At 57.1% G+C, this 19,753-nt stretch carries 15 protein-coding genes and 1 riboswitch; of the genes, 8 read left to right on the forward strand and 7 right to left on the reverse strand.

The genetic code is table 11. The annotated features are described in order from the left end of the window. Positions 1 to 310: 310 nt before the first annotated feature. Positions 311 to 1,662 (reverse strand): IS3 family transposase gene (locus HKD40_RS13175; RefSeq protein ID WP_169196241.1). Its coding sequence is split into 2 segments (ribosomal slippage): positions 311 to 1,326 and positions 1,326 to 1,662, totalling 1,353 coding nucleotides; the frame shifts between segments, so codons are not numbered across the junction. A gap of 123 nt (positions 1,663 to 1,785) precedes the next feature. On the opposite strand from HKD40_RS13175, the gene pdxA reads away from it, so the two are divergent. The 3 genes from pdxA to HKD40_RS13190 are packed head-to-tail and all read left to right on the forward strand — an operon-like array spanning position 1,786 to position 4,788. Further along, positions 1,786 to 2,736: a 4-hydroxythreonine-4-phosphate dehydrogenase PdxA gene (pdxA, locus tag HKD40_RS13180; RefSeq protein ID WP_169196242.1), complete on the forward strand. Its 951-nt coding sequence runs from the start codon at positions 1,786 to 1,788 to the stop codon at positions 2,734 to 2,736. Next, positions 2,733 to 3,662, forward strand: a complete 930-nt coding sequence (locus HKD40_RS13185) for a dihydrodipicolinate synthase family protein (protein WP_169196243.1) — start codon at positions 2,733 to 2,735, stop codon at positions 3,660 to 3,662. The genes pdxA and HKD40_RS13185 overlap by 4 nt, the downstream gene beginning before the upstream one ends. Continuing rightward, the gene (locus tag HKD40_RS13190) at positions 3,655 to 4,788 is read left to right on the forward strand and encodes an iron-containing alcohol dehydrogenase (RefSeq protein ID WP_169196244.1); all 1,134 of its coding nucleotides are present in this window, start codon (positions 3,655 to 3,657) and stop codon (positions 4,786 to 4,788) included. Before HKD40_RS13185 ends, HKD40_RS13190 begins: the two co-directional genes overlap by 8 nt. A 242-nt stretch (positions 4,789 to 5,030) precedes the next feature. Here HKD40_RS13190 and HKD40_RS13195 read toward each other — a convergent pair whose 3' ends face one another. After that, positions 5,031 to 6,050 carry a LacI family DNA-binding transcriptional regulator gene (locus tag HKD40_RS13195; protein ID WP_169196245.1) on the reverse strand — a complete coding sequence of 340 codons (1,020 nt, stop codon included), beginning with the start codon at positions 6,048 to 6,050 and terminating at the stop codon, positions 5,031 to 5,033. Positions 6,051 to 6,293: 243 nt separating this feature from the next. Here HKD40_RS13195 and HKD40_RS13200 point away from each other — a divergent pair, with 243 nt between their 5' ends. From HKD40_RS13200 to ugpC, 5 genes are all read left to right on the forward strand, one after another. Next, on the forward strand, positions 6,294 to 8,600 hold the full coding sequence (locus tag HKD40_RS13200; protein WP_169196318.1) for an alpha-L-rhamnosidase: 2,307 nt from the start codon (positions 6,294 to 6,296) through the stop codon (positions 8,598 to 8,600). 97 nt (positions 8,601 to 8,697) lie between these two features. Beyond that, positions 8,698 to 9,939, forward strand: a complete 1,242-nt coding sequence (locus tag HKD40_RS13205) for an extracellular solute-binding protein (RefSeq protein WP_248306068.1) — start codon at positions 8,698 to 8,700, stop codon at positions 9,937 to 9,939. A 56-nt stretch (positions 9,940 to 9,995) separates the two neighbouring features. After that, on the forward strand, positions 9,996 to 10,886 hold the full coding sequence (locus tag HKD40_RS13210) for a sugar ABC transporter permease (protein ID WP_169196247.1): 891 nt from the start codon (positions 9,996 to 9,998) through the stop codon (positions 10,884 to 10,886). Next, entirely contained in the window at positions 10,883 to 11,710 is an 828-nt protein-coding gene (locus tag HKD40_RS13215; protein ID WP_169196248.1) for a carbohydrate ABC transporter permease, read from the forward strand. Before HKD40_RS13210 ends, HKD40_RS13215 begins: the two co-directional genes overlap by 4 nt. Before the next feature lie 4 nt (positions 11,711 to 11,714). After that, positions 11,715 to 12,791, forward strand: coding sequence for a sn-glycerol-3-phosphate ABC transporter ATP-binding protein UgpC (gene ugpC / locus HKD40_RS13220; protein WP_169196249.1), 1,077 nt, complete (start codon positions 11,715 to 11,717; stop codon positions 12,789 to 12,791). 369 nt (positions 12,792 to 13,160) lie between these two features. On the opposite strand, the gene HKD40_RS13225 is transcribed toward ugpC, so the two are convergent. The 5 genes from HKD40_RS13225 to HKD40_RS13245 all read right to left on the reverse strand — a co-directional run bounded on the left by HKD40_RS13225 (position 13,161) and on the right by HKD40_RS13245 (position 19,601). Next, on the reverse strand, positions 13,161 to 13,661 hold the full coding sequence (locus HKD40_RS13225) for a flavin reductase (protein WP_169196250.1): 501 nt from the start codon (positions 13,659 to 13,661) through the stop codon (positions 13,161 to 13,163). A gap of 159 nt (positions 13,662 to 13,820) precedes the next feature. Next, the gene (locus tag HKD40_RS13230; RefSeq protein ID WP_169196251.1) at positions 13,821 to 14,849 is read right to left on the reverse strand and encodes a methionine synthase; all 1,029 of its coding nucleotides are present in this window, start codon (positions 14,847 to 14,849) and stop codon (positions 13,821 to 13,823) included. 23 nt (positions 14,850 to 14,872) lie between these two features. After that, the gene (locus HKD40_RS13235) at positions 14,873 to 15,859 is read right to left on the reverse strand and encodes a putative oxygenase MesX (RefSeq protein WP_169196252.1); all 987 of its coding nucleotides are present in this window, start codon (positions 15,857 to 15,859) and stop codon (positions 14,873 to 14,875) included. A 242-nt stretch (positions 15,860 to 16,101) separates the two neighbouring features. After that, positions 16,102 to 16,316: riboswitch (cobalamin riboswitch) on the reverse strand. A 127-nt stretch (positions 16,317 to 16,443) separates the two neighbouring features. After that, positions 16,444 to 17,769, reverse strand: a complete 1,326-nt coding sequence (locus tag HKD40_RS13240) for a sigma-54 dependent transcriptional regulator (protein ID WP_169196253.1) — start codon at positions 17,767 to 17,769, stop codon at positions 16,444 to 16,446. Beyond that, positions 17,766 to 19,601, reverse strand: a complete 1,836-nt coding sequence (locus HKD40_RS13245; protein WP_169196254.1) for an ATP-binding protein — start codon at positions 19,599 to 19,601, stop codon at positions 17,766 to 17,768. Before HKD40_RS13245 ends, HKD40_RS13240 begins: the two co-directional genes overlap by 4 nt. Positions 19,602 to 19,753 lie beyond the last annotated feature (152 nt).

Genomic DNA, 19,753 nt, shown 5'->3' on the forward strand with positions numbered 1-19,753 from the left:
CGATTAGCATGGTTCGGCTATCGCTTACGTAATGATGTTCCCAGAGGGGCCCCAGACTGTCTGAGTGGCAGCAAGGGACAAAGCTGGGGCTAATGACATCGGCACGAAAGATGAGTAGCGACGTTCGCTGCGTGGGCCGACTTCCCTTGTCCGCTTTTAGAAGATTTATCGAACTGCGCTAACGTCTGAGATGAGGGCGCACTGCTGACCGGCCGTTTTCGACCCCATTTCAGCCCTGTCCGTCGTCAGATGCTTTGGCTCAGATCTGCGCCTTGATTAGCGGAGAGCACTGCTCGTCGTTCGGTTGATGTTATGCTGCAAGCCTATGGTGCATCAAGCGTCGATGCTGGATTGCTTTGCGCTTGATGTTTTCACGCCTTTTGATGATGGCAGGTGCTCTGCCGAAGTAGGCATCTGCGGGTGTCACATTGTCGAGGCTCTCGTGATAGCGCTTATGATTGTAGTGCTCAATGAAGGCCTCGATCTGGCTTTCGAGGTCACCCGGCAGGAAGTAGTTCTCTAGAAGGATCCGGTTTTTCAGCGTCTGGTGCCAGCGCTCGATCTTGCCCTGTGTCTGGGGATGAAGCGGAGCGCCTCGGACATGATCCATGTCATTGGCTGCGATATAGTCGGCAAGCTCCTGGGCGATGTAACTGGGTCCATTGTCACTCAGCAAGCGCGGCCGATGCTGCACACGCGCCTGATCGCAGCCTGAAGCTGCTAATGCCAAGTCCAGAGTGTCGGTGACATCCTGAGCCCGCATGGTCGTGCACAGTTTCCAGGCAATGATGTAGCGGGAATAGTCGTCCAGCACCGTGGAGAGATACATCCAGCCCCAGCCGATGATCTTGAAATAGGTAAAATCGGTCTGCCACATCTGGTTGGGACGGCTGGTCTTGGTGTGGAACTCATTGGCCGCCTTGATCACTACGTAAGCGGGGCTGGTGATGAGATCATGGGCCTTGAGAAGCCTGTAAACGCTGGCTTCTGAGATAAAATAGCCCCTCTCATCGGTGAAGCGAACCGCCAGTTCGCGCGGGCTCAGCTCGGAGTGCTCCAGAGCCATCTCGATGACTTGGTCTTGGATACCGGTCGGGATACGGTTCCAGACCCGGCTTGGTGCCGAGGATTGATCCTCCAGCGCCTCAGGGCCATCGTTCAAGTAGCGATCGTACCAACGATAAAAGGTCCGCCGCGGAATACCCAACCGGTCCAGCGTCTGTTTGGTGGGGAGATGCGATTGCTCAACCAGCCGGATAATCTCGAGCTTTTCAGATGCGGGATATCTCATTCGATATCCTCCCCCTCCCCGATCATGCTTTTTTTAAGCAGGCGGTTCTCGAGCGTCAGATCCGCAACGCATTCCTTGAGCGCGCTTGCTTCCCTGCGTAAATCCCGAACCTCATCATTGGTGGCGGCACGAGTTGTGTCACCAGCCAAACGTCGCTTGCCAGCTTCCATGAACTCCTTTGACCAAGAGTAATAGACGCTCTGGGCGATGCCTTCACGCCGGCACAGCTCAGCAATGCTGTCCTCGCCACGCAATCCATCGAGCACGATCCGGATCTTGTCCTCGGCGGAAAAGTGTCGTCGTGTCGCGCGGCGAATGTCCTTCACAACCTGCTCTGCGGATGATTTCGTCTTCGTTGTTTTCGTCGTCATTCTGGGTCTTTCGTCACTCAGACGAGACCAGAACTCTCCTTAAATCGCAAACCCATTTCTGAGACACAGGTGCTGATGCCGAACAGTCCGTCTCCCCGTGGGATGGATCGACGGAGGTAAGTCGTGAGCCAAATCCTCGACATCACCATGGGCGACCCGGCTGGCGTCGGCCCTGAAATCGCAGTCAAAGCCGTGGCGGAAATGGGCGCCAACGAACGTGCGCTCACCCGTATTTACGGCAATCGCGCCATTCTGGAAAAAGCCTGCGCCATGACCGGGGTCTCGATTGATCTCGATGCGGTTGTGGTCAATCTCGACATCGAAGGCCAAGAGCTGGAGTGGGGCAAGCTCGACCCGCGCTGTGGCGATGCTGCTTTCCGCTTTAGCGAAAAGGCTGTGCGTGATGCGCAAGCCGACGAGATCGGTTGCATAGTGACAGCGCCGATCAATAAGGGAGCGCTGAACCTCGCAGGGCATCACTATGACGGCCACACCGGCATGCTGGCAGCACTGACAGGGCAGAAGTCCGCCTTCATGCTCCTTGCATCTGACCGCCTCAAAGTGATCCACGTCTCGACCCACGTGTCGCTGAAAACGGCGATTGATCGGGCGACCCCAGACCGCATACTGGCGACCATTCGCGCAGGCAATGAGCACCTTAAGCGCATGGGCTACGAAAATCCGCGCATCGCTGTGGCCGGGATCAATCCGCATTGCGGCGAGTCTGGTCTATTCGGCACAGAAGACGATGTGCAAGTGGTGCCTGCCGTGGCTATGGCCAAGGCGGAGGGCATCAATGTGCAGGGACCGATTTCGGCCGATACAGTCTATCACCGTGCCTATACCGGCGCATTTGATCTGGTGATCGCGCAGTATCACGATCAGGGGCATATCCCGATCAAACTCGTGGCTTTCGACACCGCAGTGAACGTGTCGTTGGGCCTACCGATTGATCGGACCTCGGTGGACCACGGCACTGCTTTCGACATTGCCGGCACCGGCAAAGCCAACCACGTCAACATGAAGTCTGCGATTGCCTATGCGCGTCGCCTTGTTTCAGGAAAACCAGCATGAACCCCGCCACTGCACTGCCCGTTTCGGGTGTTTTTTGCGCTGCGGCGACACCGGTTTTACAAGACGGAGCTCCCGACCAGTCGGCATTCAACACCCACGCTAAAGCACTCATTGAAGAAGGCTGCGATGGGGTCGCTCTGCTTGGCACGACTGGTGAAGCCAATTCGTTCAGTATCGGCCAGCGCATGAGGCTGCTCGAAGGCGTTATCGCCTCCGGCCTTGATGCCAAGCGCTTGCTACCCGGCACCTCCCAGACCAATGTTGCTGACAGCGTCACGCTCGTGCGCCATGCCGTGGATGCGGGCGTAAAGGCCTGTGTGGTGTTGCCTCCGTTTTACTACAAGGGCGTGAGCGACGAAGGTCTGTTCCGCTTTTACGCTGAGGTCATCGAAGGCGTTGGGAGCGATGATCTGCGGGTCATTCTCTATCACATTCCTCCCATCGCGCAGATCGGCATTTCGCTTGAGCGGACGGCACGTCTGCGCGAGGCATTCCCCGGCGTTATTGTTGGCGTCAAGGATAGCTCGGGCAAGCTAGAAAGCATGCAAGCCTTCGCCAGTGCTTTTGAGAATTTCTCAGTGCTGGCGGGTGCAGATCCATTCATGTTGCCGCTGCTGCGTTCAGGCGGAGCGGGATGCATCACCTCCAGCTCGAACCTGATTGGCGCGCATTTGCGTGTTGTATTCGACAATTGGTTCGACACTGCACAGGCCGACAAAGTTGAGGCGGCGCAGGCCCGGATCAACGCATGGCGTGACCTCTCGAACGCCTATGTCCAGTTGCCGACGATCAAGGCCATGTTGGCTCGGCGCCGCAACCATGCTGGTTGGACGCGTGTACGTCCGCCGCTGGTGGAACTGACCGAAGCGGAGATCGCAACCGTCTGGGCGCAAATGGATCGTCTGGAGGCGGAAGACAATGGCTGAGTTCGCTTTATCTTTGTCGCGCGCCATTACCCTGGTGCAGCCGGCGCGACTAGAAATTGGCGCGGGCACGGCGTCTCGCTTGGGTGAATGGGCGACGGGGCACAATCGCATCCTCGTCGTCGCGATGGGCCCAACTGTGGCATTCGTCGAACGCCTAAGACTTCAGGGCGAGGTGAGCGTTTACACCGATTTACCGCCTGAGCCCGATTTGCCAGCAGTGAATGCCGCCCTCGCGGCCGCGCGTGCATTCAAGCCTGACCTCGTGGTCGGGCTTGGTGGTGGTTCTGTGATGGACGTTGCCAAGCTCTTGGCGGCGCTGTGGGATAAGGATTTATCTATCCCCGATGTCGTCGGGGCAGGCAAAATTCCGGGTCGCTCGACGGCGTTGGCGCAGATCCCCACCACATCTGGGACGGGGTCGGAAGCAGGCATTCGCGCCCTTGTGACCAATCCGGACACGCTAGCGAAGATGGCTGTCGAAAGCACGCATATGCTTGCCGATATCGCCATTCTCGATCCGGAATTGACCTATTCGGTGCCACCCGCCGTCACGGCGGCGACTGGCGTTGACGCAATGGCGCACTGCGTCGAGGCTTTCACCAATATCAAAGCTCATCCGTTGATTGACGGCTATGCGCGCCTTGGGATCGCACTGGTCGGGCGCTATTTGAAGCATGCCGTTGCCGATGGCAGCGATACCGAAGCGCGTGCCGGGATGATGCTGGCCTCTTACTATGGCGGCATTTGCCTTGGCCCGGTGAACACCGCTGGTGGCCACGCGCTGGCCTACCCTTTGGGAACGCGCCTCAAGCTGCCGCATGGCTTGGCCAATGCGATCATCTTCCCGCATGTGCTGTCCTATAATGCCAAGGTATGCCCGGAGAAGACCCAAGAGATCGCCGATGCCCTTGGGTTCGACACAAGCACTGAAGCGACGCTGTTGCAGTCGAGCCTAGCCTACTGTCGTGAACTGGGCGTAGAGATGTCACTACGAGCCCACGGCGCTAGTGCCGATCAACTCGGCTTGTGGGCTGAAGAGGCTTTCGCCATCAAACGGCTGATCGACAATAACCCCCGTACATTTAGCCTGAGCGACATCGAAGCAATCTATCGCTCAGCGCTTTAAAGCGACGAAACCTCCCACAATCAACCACTACCTGATTGGTGGGAGGTCGTTCATTTTACTCGCAACACCAAAGTGTTTTCGAGAGTGCGATGAGGCAACCGTGCCTCGCAGCTTGTCGGAGCCGCCCGGTGCGGATTGGCAGTTTTTTGAAATAGGGAACTCGTCCGCAACGTGGTCAGCAGACTACCTCTTGCGGAGTGCGATTTAACGGACCTGCTCTCGTGCACACTGGCTCCGATGCGTTACAGACGCGTCGAACTTCTCCGGGCTACCAGCCGGGGCGGCACAACAAAGTGCTCCGCCTCGACACGCCCCTTGATACGCTCGACAACAAGGCGTGCTGCTTGCAGGCCGAGGAGTTCCCCCGATTGGTCGATGCTCGAGAGACTGTTTTGAGCGAAGTCGCAGTACATGGTGTTGTCATAGCCGACGATGGCGACGTCCTCTGGGATCCGTAGACCCAGTTCGGTCGCCACACTGATGACCTCAAGGGCGATGAAATCGGTCCAGCAAAAAATTGCGTCGGCTCTGTTTGGCCCGAGTAACATTCGCCTGGTAGCGAGCTGCACGTCACGCATCACCTGTGAGCACGGGACGATGGAAATGTTTTTGCCCAGACCAGCCTCCATCATCCCGCGTCGGTAGCCCATTTCGCGTTCCGAAATGATGGTTGATGTGCCGGTCATCATGCTCAGCATAGCGATCCGCTTGTACCCGGCTGCCGCGAGATGTTTGACGGCTAAAAGCCCTCCCTGCTGATCAAAATTGTTGACGGTGTCGAAATGCTTGGCGTCAGGGTCGTGATGACCAATTGCGACCATAGGTTTTTTGCTGGCGATATAGTCCAAATTGGTGCGGCTTTCCGTAGAGCCGACCAGAATAATACCGTCCATCTGACGGTCTACCATCGACTCCACAACCGTCATTTCTAAGGCTTCGTCCGATTGGCTCAGGCCCATCATCACGCGGTATTGAGTGCGCTCTAGCGCATTGTTCATGCCGACCATGATGTCAGCGAAGAATGGATTGCGGAGGTCTGGCAGGACAACGCCCAGCGTATAAGTTTGCCCTCTCATCCCGCGTGCGGCTGCAAGCGGCCTGTACCCCAGCTTTTCCATCGACGCGCGGACTTTGGTGCGCAAGTTTTCTGAGACGCCATAAGCATCCCGAAGGACTTTTGAAACTGCAGCCACGGAGACGCCTGCGTCCGAAGCAACGTCTTTAATGGTCACACGAGCAGACGATGTGTCCTGTTTTGCCATTATCAGTCTGTCCTAACGCATTGGATGCCATAGATTAAATCGCACGGCTCTAGGCAGCCCGGTGCCGCGCGACATTATCTATAATTGCATATTGCCAAACCTACAATTTCGTAGAACGATGCACGTAGAACATTCTACAAGATCGCTATAGCGACATGTTCTTAGGGAGGAAAAGGCGTGGACCACGCATCCAATTTGCATGCCCAGATTTCTGAGGCCGATCACCATATTTGGACCGCCGAAATGGTCCGGCCTGATTGTGACCAAGGTGTGGGTACAGGTGCGAGTTTCATCGCTAAGACATTTTCGGTTTCGGCAACTGGTGGCACGACGCTGTTGCGCATCAGTGCCTTGGGTCTTTACCGGGCCTTTATCAACGGGCAGCGCGTCGGCCAAGATCTCCTGACGCCAGGCTGGACCGTCTATGACAAGCGCTTGAGCTACCAAACTTACGATGTCACGGAATTGCTTATCCCGGGAGATAACCGGGTCGAGATCTGGTTGGGCGACGGCTGGTACCGCTCGCAGCTCATGTGGGGTGAGTACCCCATTATCAACACTTGGGGCGACAAGATCGCCGCGATCGCGGAGCTATCGCAGGACGGTGCGGTTATTCTCTCCACCGATGCTACGTGGGAAAGCGGTGAGCTGCCTGTCCTTAAGTCCGGAATATACTTTGGTGAGATTTTTGACGCGCGGGTAGTGCCCAAGGTGACCGCAGGGACAAGCGCCTTGCCGTTTGATCCTGCGATCCTGGTTGCGCATGAGACGACCCCTGTCAGGGAAATGGAGCCCCTAGCAGTTGTCAGATCATGGATCGAGGCAGATGGTGCGACCGTCTACGATTTTGGTCAGAACGCCGGAGGCAACGTCGCGTTCACGGTTTCTGGTGAGGCCGGTGCTCGTATCCGCGTCGACCATGGTGAGGTGCTGGATCAGGACGGCCATTTCTACAACGGCAACTATCGCACTGCCGAAGCCCGTATCGAATATGTACTGGCAGGGTCGGGCGAGGAACATTATCGCCCATACTTCACCTTCCAAGGCTACCGCTATGCTCGCGTAACGATAGAAGGGGCGGCGAAGGTCCTCGACATCGTTTCCGTGCCGATGTCGTCGGTCACTGAGGTCAAGTCGAGCTTCACATCGTCCAATCCAATGGTGGACCGTCTCTTCCTCAACACGATTTGGTCTCAACGCGCGAATTTCATCGAAGTGCCGACAGACTGCCCGCAGCGGGACGAGCGTCTGGGGTGGACCGGTGACGCGCAGGTCTTTGCTGGCACCGCTTGCTACCTTGCAGATGCACAAGGCTTCTTCCGCAAGTGGATACGTGATCTTGTCGCTGATCAGCGCGCTGATGGCGCGATCCCACATGTGTGCCCCGATCCAACCCGTCAAAACGACGAGCATTATCCGGGCTTCTTCGGATCGACCGGCTGGGGCGACGCCATCTACCAAGTTCCGTGGCAGATGTATCTTCACTACGGGGATACGGAGATTTTGGCTGAAACTCTCCCCGCGATGGTCAAGTGGGTGGATTTTGTCTGGTCAATCAGCGATGGCCCGATTGTCAGCCCTCCACGAGAATGGGGCGCTCGGGGCTTTAGTTTTGGCGACTGGCTGCAGCCAAAGGGGCCAAGTGCTAAGCCGCTTCCAACAATCGGCGATGACGCCGCCGCAACGATTTACCTCTACATTGCAGCAGCTCAGGTTTCTCAGATTGCTGACCTTGTCGGTGATCATGCCATCGCTCAGCGGATGCGAAAGATAGCTGACGAGGTGAAGGCCGCTTTTGCGCTTGAATTCATCACGCCCTCAGGCCGTCTCGCCTACGATGACCAAACATCCTATGCGCTGGCCATCGTTCATGACCTCATCCCCGAGGCGAAATACGAGGCGGCAAAACAGTATTTCCGTAACACCATATTGCGGAGCGAGCGCCGCATTGGAACCGGCTTCATTGGCACGCCGGCACTCCTACCCGCGTTAATCAAGATCGGCGAGTGGGCGCTGGCGCGCGACGTTTTCCTGCAAGAGGACGTGCCCGGCTGGCTTTATCAGGTGAAGATGGGGGCGACCACTATTTGGGAGCGGTGGGATGCTATCCAACCCGATGGGTCGATCTACAACCCGCAGATGAACTCCTACAATCACTATGCCTATGGGTCCGTTTGCCAGTGGCTGCTGGAAGGCGTGGCTGGCTTCCGCCCAGACGCGCGAGAGCCTGGGTTTAAGACGATCGTTTTCGAGCCGCTCATCTTGCCCGAGTTGTCACCTGTTCGCGCTCATCATGACAGCCCGTCTGGGCGCATCTTGGCCCAATGGGAAATCAACGGGACGAGCGTGCGATACGACATCGAAGTTCCTGAGGGGAGCCGAGGAGTACTGGTGTTAGCGCACGACTATCACGACGCAATTTTGGACGGGCAGGGGATAGAGGCCAGGGAGGCTCCACTATCGTCAGGTCCGCACACCATCACTTTCACTTACGACCCGCCCTCGCGCGACGTGATTGCGCAGAAGCCAGTGAACGCCAACACGCCATAAGCGTGTCGGATCGAAAAAGGTCCAAAAAGGATCCTTGGGAGGAGGAAACCAAATGAAGACGAAACTTGGTGCCATGTTGGGAGCCAGCACGCTGGGAATGTTCCTGTTGGCGACGGCCGTTCAGGCGCAGCCTACCGGAACGCTTACTTTCCTAGTCGACAACGGTCCCCAGTCTCTGGCCGCTGCCGAAGCTTGGATTGAGGCCTTTACGGCAAAGAACCCCGGCGTAACCATCGATATGGAGGTGCGCCCGGGTGGCAGTGAAGGCGACAACATCGTCAAGACCCGCCTTGCAACGAGCGCTATGGCCGATGTGTTCTTCTACAACTCGGGCTCGCTATTCCAAGCGATTAACCCGACGCAAAACCTGATGCCGTTGACCAATGAGCCGTTCCAAGCTGGAGTTCAGGACAGTTTTAAGTCCGTAGTGTCGGCTGGTGGTGAGGTCTATGGCGCGCCATTCGCTCCCGCTATGGGCGGCGGCATTCTCTACAACAAGCCTATTTACGCTGAACTTGGCCTCGAAATCCCCAAGACTTGGGCTGAGTTCATGGCCAATAATGAGAAGATCAAGGCCGCTGGTAAAACCGCTGTGATCCAGACCTATGGTGATACTTGGTCGAGCCAACTCTTCGTCCTCGCAGACTTCTTCAACGTTTTGGCCGCCGAACCGGACTTTGCGGATAACTACACTGCGAACAAGGCCAAGTTTGCAACAAGTCCCGCAGCGACGCGTGGCTTTGAAAAACTGCAAGAAGTTTATGAAGCTGGCTATCTCAACGCCGATTTTGGTGCCGCCACCTATACTGACGGTGTTCGCATGATTGCCACGGGCGAAGGCGCGCATTACCCAATGCTGACCTTTGCCATCGGTGCTATTGCGGAAACTGTTCCGGAACATATCAACGACGTTGGCTTCTTTGCGCAGCCCGGTGATAGCGCGGACAGCAATGGTCTGACCACCTGGATGCCGGATTCTATCTACATCTCGAAGAACGCCGCAAATCCTGAACTGGCTAAAGCGTTCCTTGCTTTCGTTGTGAGCCCAGAGGGCTGCTCGGTGCGCAATGATGCCATCGGCGCAACTGGCCCATACATGGTTGCCGGCTGTGAACTCCCGGCTGACGTGCCGCCCGCGGTCGCTGACATGCTGCCCTACTACCAAGAAGGTGGCCAGAACGCTCCGGCGCTCGAGTTCCTCTCGCCGGTCAAAGGTCCTGCGCTTGAGCAGATCACGGTTGAAGTGGGTTCGGGCATTCGCAATGCCGCCGATGGTGCCGCGCTCTACGACGAAGACGTCCGTAAGCAGGCGCTCCAGCTCGGCCTCGCTGGCTGGTAATCCATAGGTCTGTTCCGGGGGCGTCGCTCCCGGAACACTCTTCTGCTGAGGGTGGCATGGCTTTCGCTCAACCGCACACGCGCAAGCACAGAAAGCAGGCGGCTTATCCCGCATGGTTCCTGCTGCCTGCTGCTATTATTTATACGATCTTCTTTCTTGCCCCCACTTTTGCGTCGCTCTATTTCAGCCTGACACGTTGGACTTTGTTTGATGCCACCTTCATCGGTCTCGACAATTTCGCCCAGTTTTTTAGAGAGCCTTTTCTCGTTCAGGGGCTGGTCAACACGGTCGTCTACGCCGTCATTACCTCCGGCTCGAAGGTGGTCATCGGCATGCTTCTGGCAGTCCTACTGACCAGCCAGATCGTGGCCCGTGGCTATCTCCGCTCAATTGTCTTCTTCCCGGTGTTGGTGTCGACCGTCGGCGTTGGCATCACCTTTACTGTTCTCATGCACCCAACAACGGGCATGATAAATCAGGCCCTGGCCGTGTTTGGCGTTAAAGGCCCAGGTTGGCTTGTCGACCCTAAGCTTGCCCTGTTCTCCGTCGCACTCGTTGATGTCTGGAAAGGCGTGGGTCTTGCCACGGTCATTTTTATCGCAGGTCTCGTTGCCATTCCGCGCGACTACTATGAGGCCGCTCGGATCGACGGCGGCACGAAGCTGCAAAACTTCTTTTACGTGACTTTGCCGCTATCCCGTCCGGCCACAGTGACGGTCATTACCCTGAGCTTTATCAGCGGATTGAGAACCTTCGACCTCATCTGGGCGATGACCAAAGGCGGTCCGGGCTTTGCCTCCGATACCATCGCCTCAGTCATTTACAAGCAATACCAAGCCGGTTTCTACGGCCTTTCGACGGCGGGCAATGTGGTCCTCTTTATCCTGATCGCCGTTCTGGTCGTGCCGCTCACCATGTTCCTCAATCGTAAGCAGGGACACGAATGAAATCGCGCGCCCCACTCATCGGCGGCATAGCCGCTATCGCTGCCACTTTCGTGGTTTTTGTCATCCCCTTTGTTTTTATCATTCTGATGGCAATGAAGGATCGCAAACAATCCGCGCTGCGCGACTTCTCTTGGCCCAATGGCTTCCACTTGTTCGACAATGTCATGGAAGTGGTGAAAACGCGCAATTGGATGATGATCACCGCCTTCATCAATTCATCCATCATCACCGTGTTGAGCGTGACGCTCCTCGTCGTTTTCGCGGCTATGGTCGGTTACGTCTTGGCCCGCCGCAAATCGCGTTGGAACGGCCTCGTTGAGTTTCTCATTCTTGCTGGGTTGATGATCCCACCCGCAGTCGTCCCAACGATTTGGTTGCTGCAAGGGCTAAAACTCTTCGGCACGCTTCACGGCATGATCCTGATTGAAGTGGCCTACAATCTGCCGTTTTCGATCATGCTCTATCGAGCCTTTGTTTCGACCATCCCTCGCGATCTGGATGAGGCTGCGATCATCGACGGCGCCCGCCCGTTAGACGTGTTCTTCCGGGTGATCCTGCCGCTGCTCTGGCCCGTTACCGTCACCAATATTGTGGTGCAGTCCGTTGGCATCTTCAACGACTTCACCAACCCGCTTTACTACCTGCCGGGCAATGGAAATGCGACGGTGCAGCTGACCCTCTACAATTTCCAAAGCCAGTTCAACACGGCTTTCAACCTGCTCTTCACGAATATTCTGCTGATCACCATTCCACCCCTTCTGGTCTTCTTGTTCTTCAATCGTCAGATCGTTGCCGGGATGACCGCAGGCGCCGTTAAAGGATAACGCCATGTCCAGTTTGAAACTCACACAACTGCGCAAAAGCTATGGTGGTCTTGAAGTTATCAAGGGCGTGGATTTGGACATTGAACATGGTGAGTTCGTCGTCTTTGTAGGTCCGTCCGGCTGCGGGAAATCTACGCTTCTGCGCATGATCGCGGGCTTAGAGGAAATCACCGGCGGCGAGCTTGCCATTGGCGATCGTGTCGTCAACGACGTCGAACCACGCGACCGTGGTATCGCCATGGTATTCCAATCCTACGCGCTCTATCCGCACATGACGGTCTACAACAATGTTGGCTTTGGTCTGAAGCTCGCAGGTGTGCCGAAAGATATACGTGACAAGAAGATCCGTGAAACGGCCCGCATTCTGCAAATGGAGCATCTGCTCGATCGGAAGCCCAGCCAGCTATCAGGTGGTCAACGACAGCGCGTCGCGATAGGCCGGGCGATCGTGCGTCAGCCAGAAGTGTTTCTGTTCGATGAGCCTCTCAGCAATCTCGATGCTGCGCTGCGGGTCGACATGCGCATGGAGTTGGCCAAGTTGCACAAGGATCTTGGTGCGACAATGATTTACGTCACCCACGATCAGGTTGAGGCGATGACCTTGGCCGACAAAATCGTTGTTCTTGATGGGGGCGTTGTTCAGCAGGTTGGCTCACCGATCGAGCTGTACAAAAAGCCAGCGAACCTATTCGTGGCTGGATTCATCGGGTCGCCAAAGATGAACTTCACACCTGTCACGGTTGAAAAAGTTGATGGGGCGAGTGTCACCGTGAGCGGGCAAGATCTCGTTCGATTGACCGTTCGTCGCGAGACGGTTGGACTAAAGCCGGGCGACAAGCTCACCCTTGGGATTAGGCCACACGATCTGAAACAGGCGCAGTCCGGTGCGATCGTTGGTCGGATCGGGTTGGTGGAGCGGTTAGGCAATGAGACGGTGGTGAACTTAGAACTTCCCACCGGAAGTGCATGGCTTGCCGTTCTCGACGGCGATCGGCCGCTACAGCGCGGCGAAAGCCTTGCTCTCGACGTGGATGCTGAAAGCGTACGGTTTTTCGATGATCAAGGATTGGGGCTCGACTAACCAGTTTACTCCCCAATCACGACCCCAAGACCTACACTGGCTGATGTCCTTATCAGTTGACGCGTGACGTTGCATGGGCGGAGGCGCAGATCGCGTTCATTTTGAAGCAGGTCGAGGACCATCGCCGGGCTAATGCCTTCGGGGTGAAACGCTTCCGCCAGTTTGACTAAGAAAACTCGACCGAAAGTGGCTCGATGCCGATCGGAGCCTGGACACAGCCATCCGACCACTACTGAGCGCACACCCCCGGAAAAGCCCTTGGCGGATGGGCCATTCTCGGGTGCACGCCACCTCAGAGAAAACGACATCAACGGGGGTTCCAATAATGGGAACTGGTCAGCTCCCATGCCTAGATGCCTCCGCCATACCTCACCCGTTTAGATATTCCCTGTTGCAATAGAGTAGGGTGCCCATCTGCTCATTTTCTCGCACGGAAATGACGCGGCCAAATAGGATACGGTGCGTTGCTTCGTCGACGTAACTTGCCAATTCGCATTCAAAGCTTACTGCCGCATTGGCCAAAATCGGCGCTCCACTCTGTCCGCGGTGCCAGTCGCCAGTCGCGAACCTTTCGCTCATTGGCGTGCCGCCACCGAAACGACGCGAGAAATCTTCCTGTCCCGGCGATAGGGTGTTGACGCAAAATTGGCCGACATTTTCGAACGCCTTGAAGCACGAACTCGCCCGGTTGATGCACACCAGCAGTGTTGCTGGCGTATCGCTGACGCTGCACACGGCTGAAGCGGTGAAGCCGTAGTCTTGTCCTTCAAACACGGTGGTGACGACGTTCACGGCGGACCCCAGGCGTGCCATGCCGTTGCGGAACGTGGTTTTGTCGACGATGGTGGAGCGAAGGTCTATCGTGCCCATGGCAGTCTCTTAGTGAAAAGGGGGCCAGCGATCGCCGCGCGGTCGTCGCGCGGGGTCGCTAAGTCTACAGAAATTTGGCGGGCTAGTTCTGGAAACAGCGCGACGATATCTGCGGCAAGGACGTGGCGGCGGTGGGCCGCCACGCGAAGGCTGAGCGTTTTACGATGTGAGCTCTGAGCGAACGATGGCTGCGCCCGCGCTGAGGGCGCTGAGCTTGCCGCGAGCAACGTCGCGCGACAGTGGCGCGAGGCCGCAATTGGTGCAGGGGTAAAGCTTGTCAGCGTCGACAAACTGCAAAGCCTTGCGAAGGGTGTCGGCGACCTCTTCAGGCGTTTCGATTGTGGTGCTTGCCACATCGATAGCGCCCACCATCACATCTTTGCCGCGCAAAAGCTCGATCAGGTCCATCGGCACGTGCGAGTTCTGGCACTCCAGCGAGACCATATCGATGTTTGACTTCTGCAGCTTTGGGAACACCTGCTCATACTGACGCCATTCTTGGCCCAGCGTCTTTTTCCAATCTGTATTGGCCTTGATGCCATAGCCATAGCAGATGTGAACGGCAGTCTTGCACTTGAGCCCTTCAATGGCGCGTTCGAGCGCGGCGACACCCCATTCATTGACCTCATCGAAGAAGACATTGAACGCTGGCTCGTCGAACTGGATGATGTCCACGCCAGCCGCTTCCAACTCTCTTGCTTCCTCATTGAGGATTTTCGCAAACTCCCAGGCGAGTTTTTCGCGGCTCTTATAGTGGGCGTCATAGAGCGTATCGATGATGGTCATCGGGCCGGGCAGGGCCCATTTGATCTTCTGCTTGGTTTGCTGGCGCAAGAATTTGGCGTCTTCCACGAACACAGGCTTGTCGCGGCTGACAGCGCTCACCACCGTGGGGACACTGGCGTCGTAGCGATTGCGAATGCGGACTGTTTCCCGCTTCTCAAAATCAACGCCCGAAAGGTGTTCGATGAAAGTGGTGACGAAATGCTGGCGGGTCTGTTCGCCATCGCCAACAATGTCTAGGCCGGCCAGCCGCTGCTCATGCAGCGACACCCGCAGAGCGTCTTGCTTGCCTTCCAAAAGGCCTGCGCCTTCCAGTTTCCAAGGCGACCAAAGGGTTTCTGGCTGCGCCAGCCACGAAGGTTTCGGCAAGCTGCCGGCGGTCGAGGTGGGGAGGAGTTTTGTCATGTGAATGTCCCGATTTCTGGGGCTTAGCGATGTGCGTTTTCGCGCGCCCAATGGCTGAGGGCGTGCTGGTGGGGCTCGATGAGCTGCTCTTTGGCAAACTTGCCTTGGTCAACGCCCAGTCGGCTGCGTTCTTCGCGGTCGTAGACCACTTGGGTCAGCGAATAATCCTGATGGTTCAAACTCGGCTGATAGCGACGACCGGCGACTGAATTGGCGTTGTAGATTTCCGGGCGATAGATGCGCTGGAAGGTCTCCATCGTGGCAATCGTGCTGGCCAGTTCGAGGTTGGAGTAATCATTCGCCAGATCGCCGGTGAAGTAGAAGGCGAACGGCGCTGAACTGTTGGGCGGCATGAAGAAGCGCGACTTGAGGCCGGTCTTGAGGAAATAGCTGTCGGTGAGCGAAAAGTCGTTTTGACGATATTCAACGCCAAGCACGGGATGCGCATTCCCGGTCTGCTCATAGATTTTGCTGCTCGATGCGCTGATGCAAATCACGGGTGGTTTACGGAAGTGCGCCTTGTAGACGTCTGAGTTCAGCAGGCTCTTGAAGAGATCGCCGTGCAGGTCGCCAAAGTCGACGGGCACGCTCGTGCCTACGCCGCTGGCCTTATGCGCCGCCAACACCACGCTGAAATCATAGTCGCGCACATAGGACGAGAGGCTGTTGCCGGTCACGCCCGGGATAAGGGCATCGGTGAGCGTGTCGTGGATTTCAGTTTGGAGCATTTCGATCAGCGGAAACGCCGTCTTGGTGCTCTGGTCGGCTATGTTGAGATCGATGGAAATGATCTTGAGCCGGACAGCGTATCGGTCACCACTCTCATTGTCCCAATGGATTAGGCTGTTGAAGCGGTTGTTGATCATGCTCAGCGCGTTGCGCAGATTTTGCTGGCGCGTTTCCCCGCGTGCCAGATTGGCGAAATTGGTCGTCAGGCGGGTATTGTCGGCAGGGACATAGTTTTCGTCAAAATCAATGCTGCGGATTGAGAACTCTATGGTTTTGGTCATCGTCTTATCTGCCCCAAACTGTCTGTTGCGCTGGCTTTGCAAAAGCCGTCGTGGGCCGTTACCGGTGCCGCCTCACGCCCGTGCCCACAGCGGGAACGGAAGCAAAGCTGCGCCACGGATGGCGGCGGTTAATTCTGTTTGGGACAGGTTTGCCCCAAGTGTGGGGGCAAGGCATCGCGAACGCATAGCAAGGCTGGCCGCGCAGCGACCATTGCTACGGCACACTGGGACACCCCGCCCGTGAACGTTATCTCGCCACAGGCAGGTCTCCTGGCTCGTGGGTCAAAGCCTCCATCCGTCTTCCCAGGGATAACCCCAGTGACACTTTGGATGTCAGCTCGCCACTTACAGTTGCGGGGGCAGCATTGGCTTTCTCGTCGAAACGAGGCACCAACTTCCCTCTTAGCTTCAACACGTTACAGCGAACGGCTGAAGAACCTAGGCCTGAGTACTATCGATCACATTCGTTCGAACGTCAAGCCATATAAAGATATCTTTATATCTTTAAGTCTTGATGCTGTGCGAAACGTTCTTGAGCGAGAGCAGACGCTTCCTTCGCTGGACGGTGACGTCGTGGCTAAGTCTCACACGTCGGCGCGGGTAATGCCGTGGCGCTTGAGCTTGTCGTAAAAGGTCTTTCGCGGGATACCGAGATCGGCCAGACAGGCAGCCACATCGCCTGAGTGCATCTTGATGGTTTGGCGTAAGATCTCGGCTTCGGTTCGCGCCAAACGCTCGGGCAGGGGCAGCCGGGCGGCGGCTTCAGGCTGAGCCGGTTGATCTTCTTCTAGACCGAGCACAAACCGCTCAGCGAAATGGCCCAATTCGCGCACATTGCCCGGCCAGTCGTGCATCATCAGGAAATCGTAGAGCACGCTGTCGACCTCCGGGGCTTCAACCTTGAACCGCTTCGCCGCCCGATTGAGGAAGTGCGTAAAGAGCAGCGGAATGTCGTCTCTGCGTTCACGCAGTGGGGGAATGGAAACGCTCACCACATTGAGGCGATAGAACAGGTCTTCGCGGAACTCACCGCGTCGCGAGGCTTCAGCCAAGTCCACTTTCGATGCCGCGACGACGCGCAAATCGAGGTCGCGGATTTTATTGGTGCCAAGCGGGCTGATCCGGCGCACCTCTAAAACGCGCAGAAACTTCACTTGTGTCGCCAGAGGCATGCTTTCGAGTTCGTCGAGGAAAAGCGTGCCGCCAGATGAGTGTTCGAGCCGGCCAATACGTTGCTTGGCAGCGCCGGTAAAAGCGCCGATCTCGTGGCCAAAAAGCTCGCTCTCGATCACGCTCTCAGGCAGTGCGCCGCAGTTAATGGGCACGAATTCGTTGACCGATCTGCGGCTCCACTGGTGCAGGGCGCTGGCCACGACCTCTTTGCCAGAACCGGTTTCGCCCAAAATCAGCACGTCGACATCGGCGTTAGCGATTTGCTTGAGCGTCCGACGCAAGCGTTCCATCACCGGCGTTTGCCCCAGCAGAGGCAGGCTATCCTCGGTCTCAACCAGCGCGGTCTTTAGGCGACGATTTTCAAGCGTCAGGCGGCGTTTTTCGAGGGCATTTTCGACAGTGAGAATGAGTCTCTGCGGTGGCATGGGCTTGGCGATGAAATCGTAAGCCCCGGCCTGCACCGCGCGCACAGCCATATCGATGTCGCCATGCCCTGTGATGAGGATCACCGGCAGAGCGGCGTCGATAGCGCCAATTTGGGTGAACAGATCAAACCCGCTCATCTTCGGCATGCGAATGTCGCTGACCACCACACCCGCGAACTGGCTGTCGATCTGCTTGAGGGCGTCTTCCGCCGACCCGAACTGCAAAACGTCAAAGCCAGCCAGCGTCAGGCTTTGCGCTGTTGCCGTGCGAAAATCGGCATCATCATCAATCAGGGCGATGGTTTTGGTCATGGGGTCGGTCTCGGAAAACGGAGCACAAAGCTCGCGCCGGATGCTGTGTTTGGTTCCAAAAGCAGGCTCGCGCCAAAGCTCTGTGCAAGGTCTTGGCTGATCACGAGCCCAAGTCCGAGCCCCTTCGCCTTGCTGGTCGAAAACGGGGTGAACATGCGTTCTGCCATGTCCGGCGAAACCCCAGGTCCGTTGTCCGTCACCCTCAGGCTTACGCTTCCGGGCTCACTTGAAAAGGCGATGGATATGGCTTTGTTCGTTCGCCCCTCCAGAGCCTCTAGGGCGTTCTGGATGAGGTTGACGATGATCTGTTCGACCCCGGTTTCATCTGCAAAAATCGGCACATCTGTCTGCGGCCGCGTGTAGCAGATCCGCACATTCTGGTGCCGAATGTTCGCGCCCAATAGGCTCAGCGCCGCGTCCACGGCACTGCGCAGATCCATCATCACCGCGTTCCGTCCACCCTTCCGTGAAAAATCGCGAAGGTGTTCGGTAATCTTGGTAATGCGGTCCGTGAGGCGCGAAATCGCCCCAAAATTCTCCATCGCTTCGGCATTGGCGCTGCGCTGCAGAAAGACCTGCCCATTGTCCGCATAGGCGCGGATGGCACCCAATGGCTGGTTGATTTCATGCGCCACACCGGCCGCAATTTGCCCCAGTGATGCGAGGCGATTGGCTTGGGTAAGTTCGTCCCTCAACCGCGCCGCGTTCAACTCGGCCGCGTCGCGCTCGTTGATCACTTCCACCAGAGCGTGGTTGGTCGCGGCCAAATCGGCGGTGCGCGTCTCGACGGCAAGCTCCAATGCGTGGTGCTGGTCGGCCATGCGCCGTCTGACCCGGTCCGACCGTTGCAGCAAAGCCAGGGCCAGAGCGGCCAAAGCTGCCCCAGCAGCCAAGACCAGTAAGGCATTGGAGCGCGTGGTGGTGATCGCCGCGGCCCGCTCCGCTTCTACTGGGAAGAGTGCGGAGAGCTGCCAATCCGTTGTCGGGACCGCAATCTGCACCCGCGCAAACTGATGCGGCGTTTCGTGGGGTGGAATGAGGGCCTCAACGACATCCGTGCGCCCTTCATGAGACGCAATGGGCAGCGGCCGCAAAGGCGCAGAGAGATATTGCAAGCTTTGTCGCAGTGCCGCCACTTCAGCCGCGCTCTTCGTCTCGGCGGCGTAAAACTGCCAGTTCGGCACACTTGAGAGCAGCACGACGTCTCTGGCATCTGTCACGTAAGTGGCAGCATTCCCCGGTGCCCAGAGGGTCTCGAGCAATCTAAAGTCAATTTTGACAACGGCCACGCCCAGCGTGCCATCGGGTCCCTCAATGCGCTCGGACACATAAAGCCCGGGAACACGGCTGGTCGCTCCCATGGCGAAAAGCTGGCCCGTGCCGCCCGACATCGCATCGCGGAAATAGGCGCGATACTGGTAGTTGTTCCCGACAAAGCTCTCGTCAGTGTCGAAATTGCTCGCCGCAATGGTGTCACCTGCGACATTGATCACATAAATCACACTCGCCCCAGCGCCTTCAGCGAGCGTTCTCAGCTTCTGGTTTAGCCCCGCGACGGCAAATGGCTGACCGTCGTTGAGGGTCGCGATGACGTCGGCGTCCCGGGCCACCAGAAAGCGGACCGCGCGCTGCTTATCGAGTTCTGCGAGCAGCGCCGACACCTGCAATTGTGTGGTTGCGTCTCCACGCTCGAGCACCTCGGCGTCCGCTTCCGCCTCACCAACATAGGCGCCAACAGTCAGCGCCACTCCGCCGAGGGCCAGCAGAACAGCGCCCAAAAATGCCCATTGCAAAAGCGGGCCGCGGACTATGCGTTTGAGAGAAAAATCCATGCGCATCCTTGTGCGGATTTTCGCACAAACTGCAATTCACGATGTGTGGATTTACGCACAAACTCGCATAATGTGGCAGTTCTTTGGAAGTTTTGTGACGGTTTATCAGACAGATAGGGGTGAAGTCGGTAACTGGCACACTAGTTGCGAAA

The sequence above is a fragment of the Devosia sp. MC1541 genome (genome assembly GCF_012847305.1).
Lineage (GTDB): Bacteria > Pseudomonadota > Alphaproteobacteria > Rhizobiales > Devosiaceae > Devosia.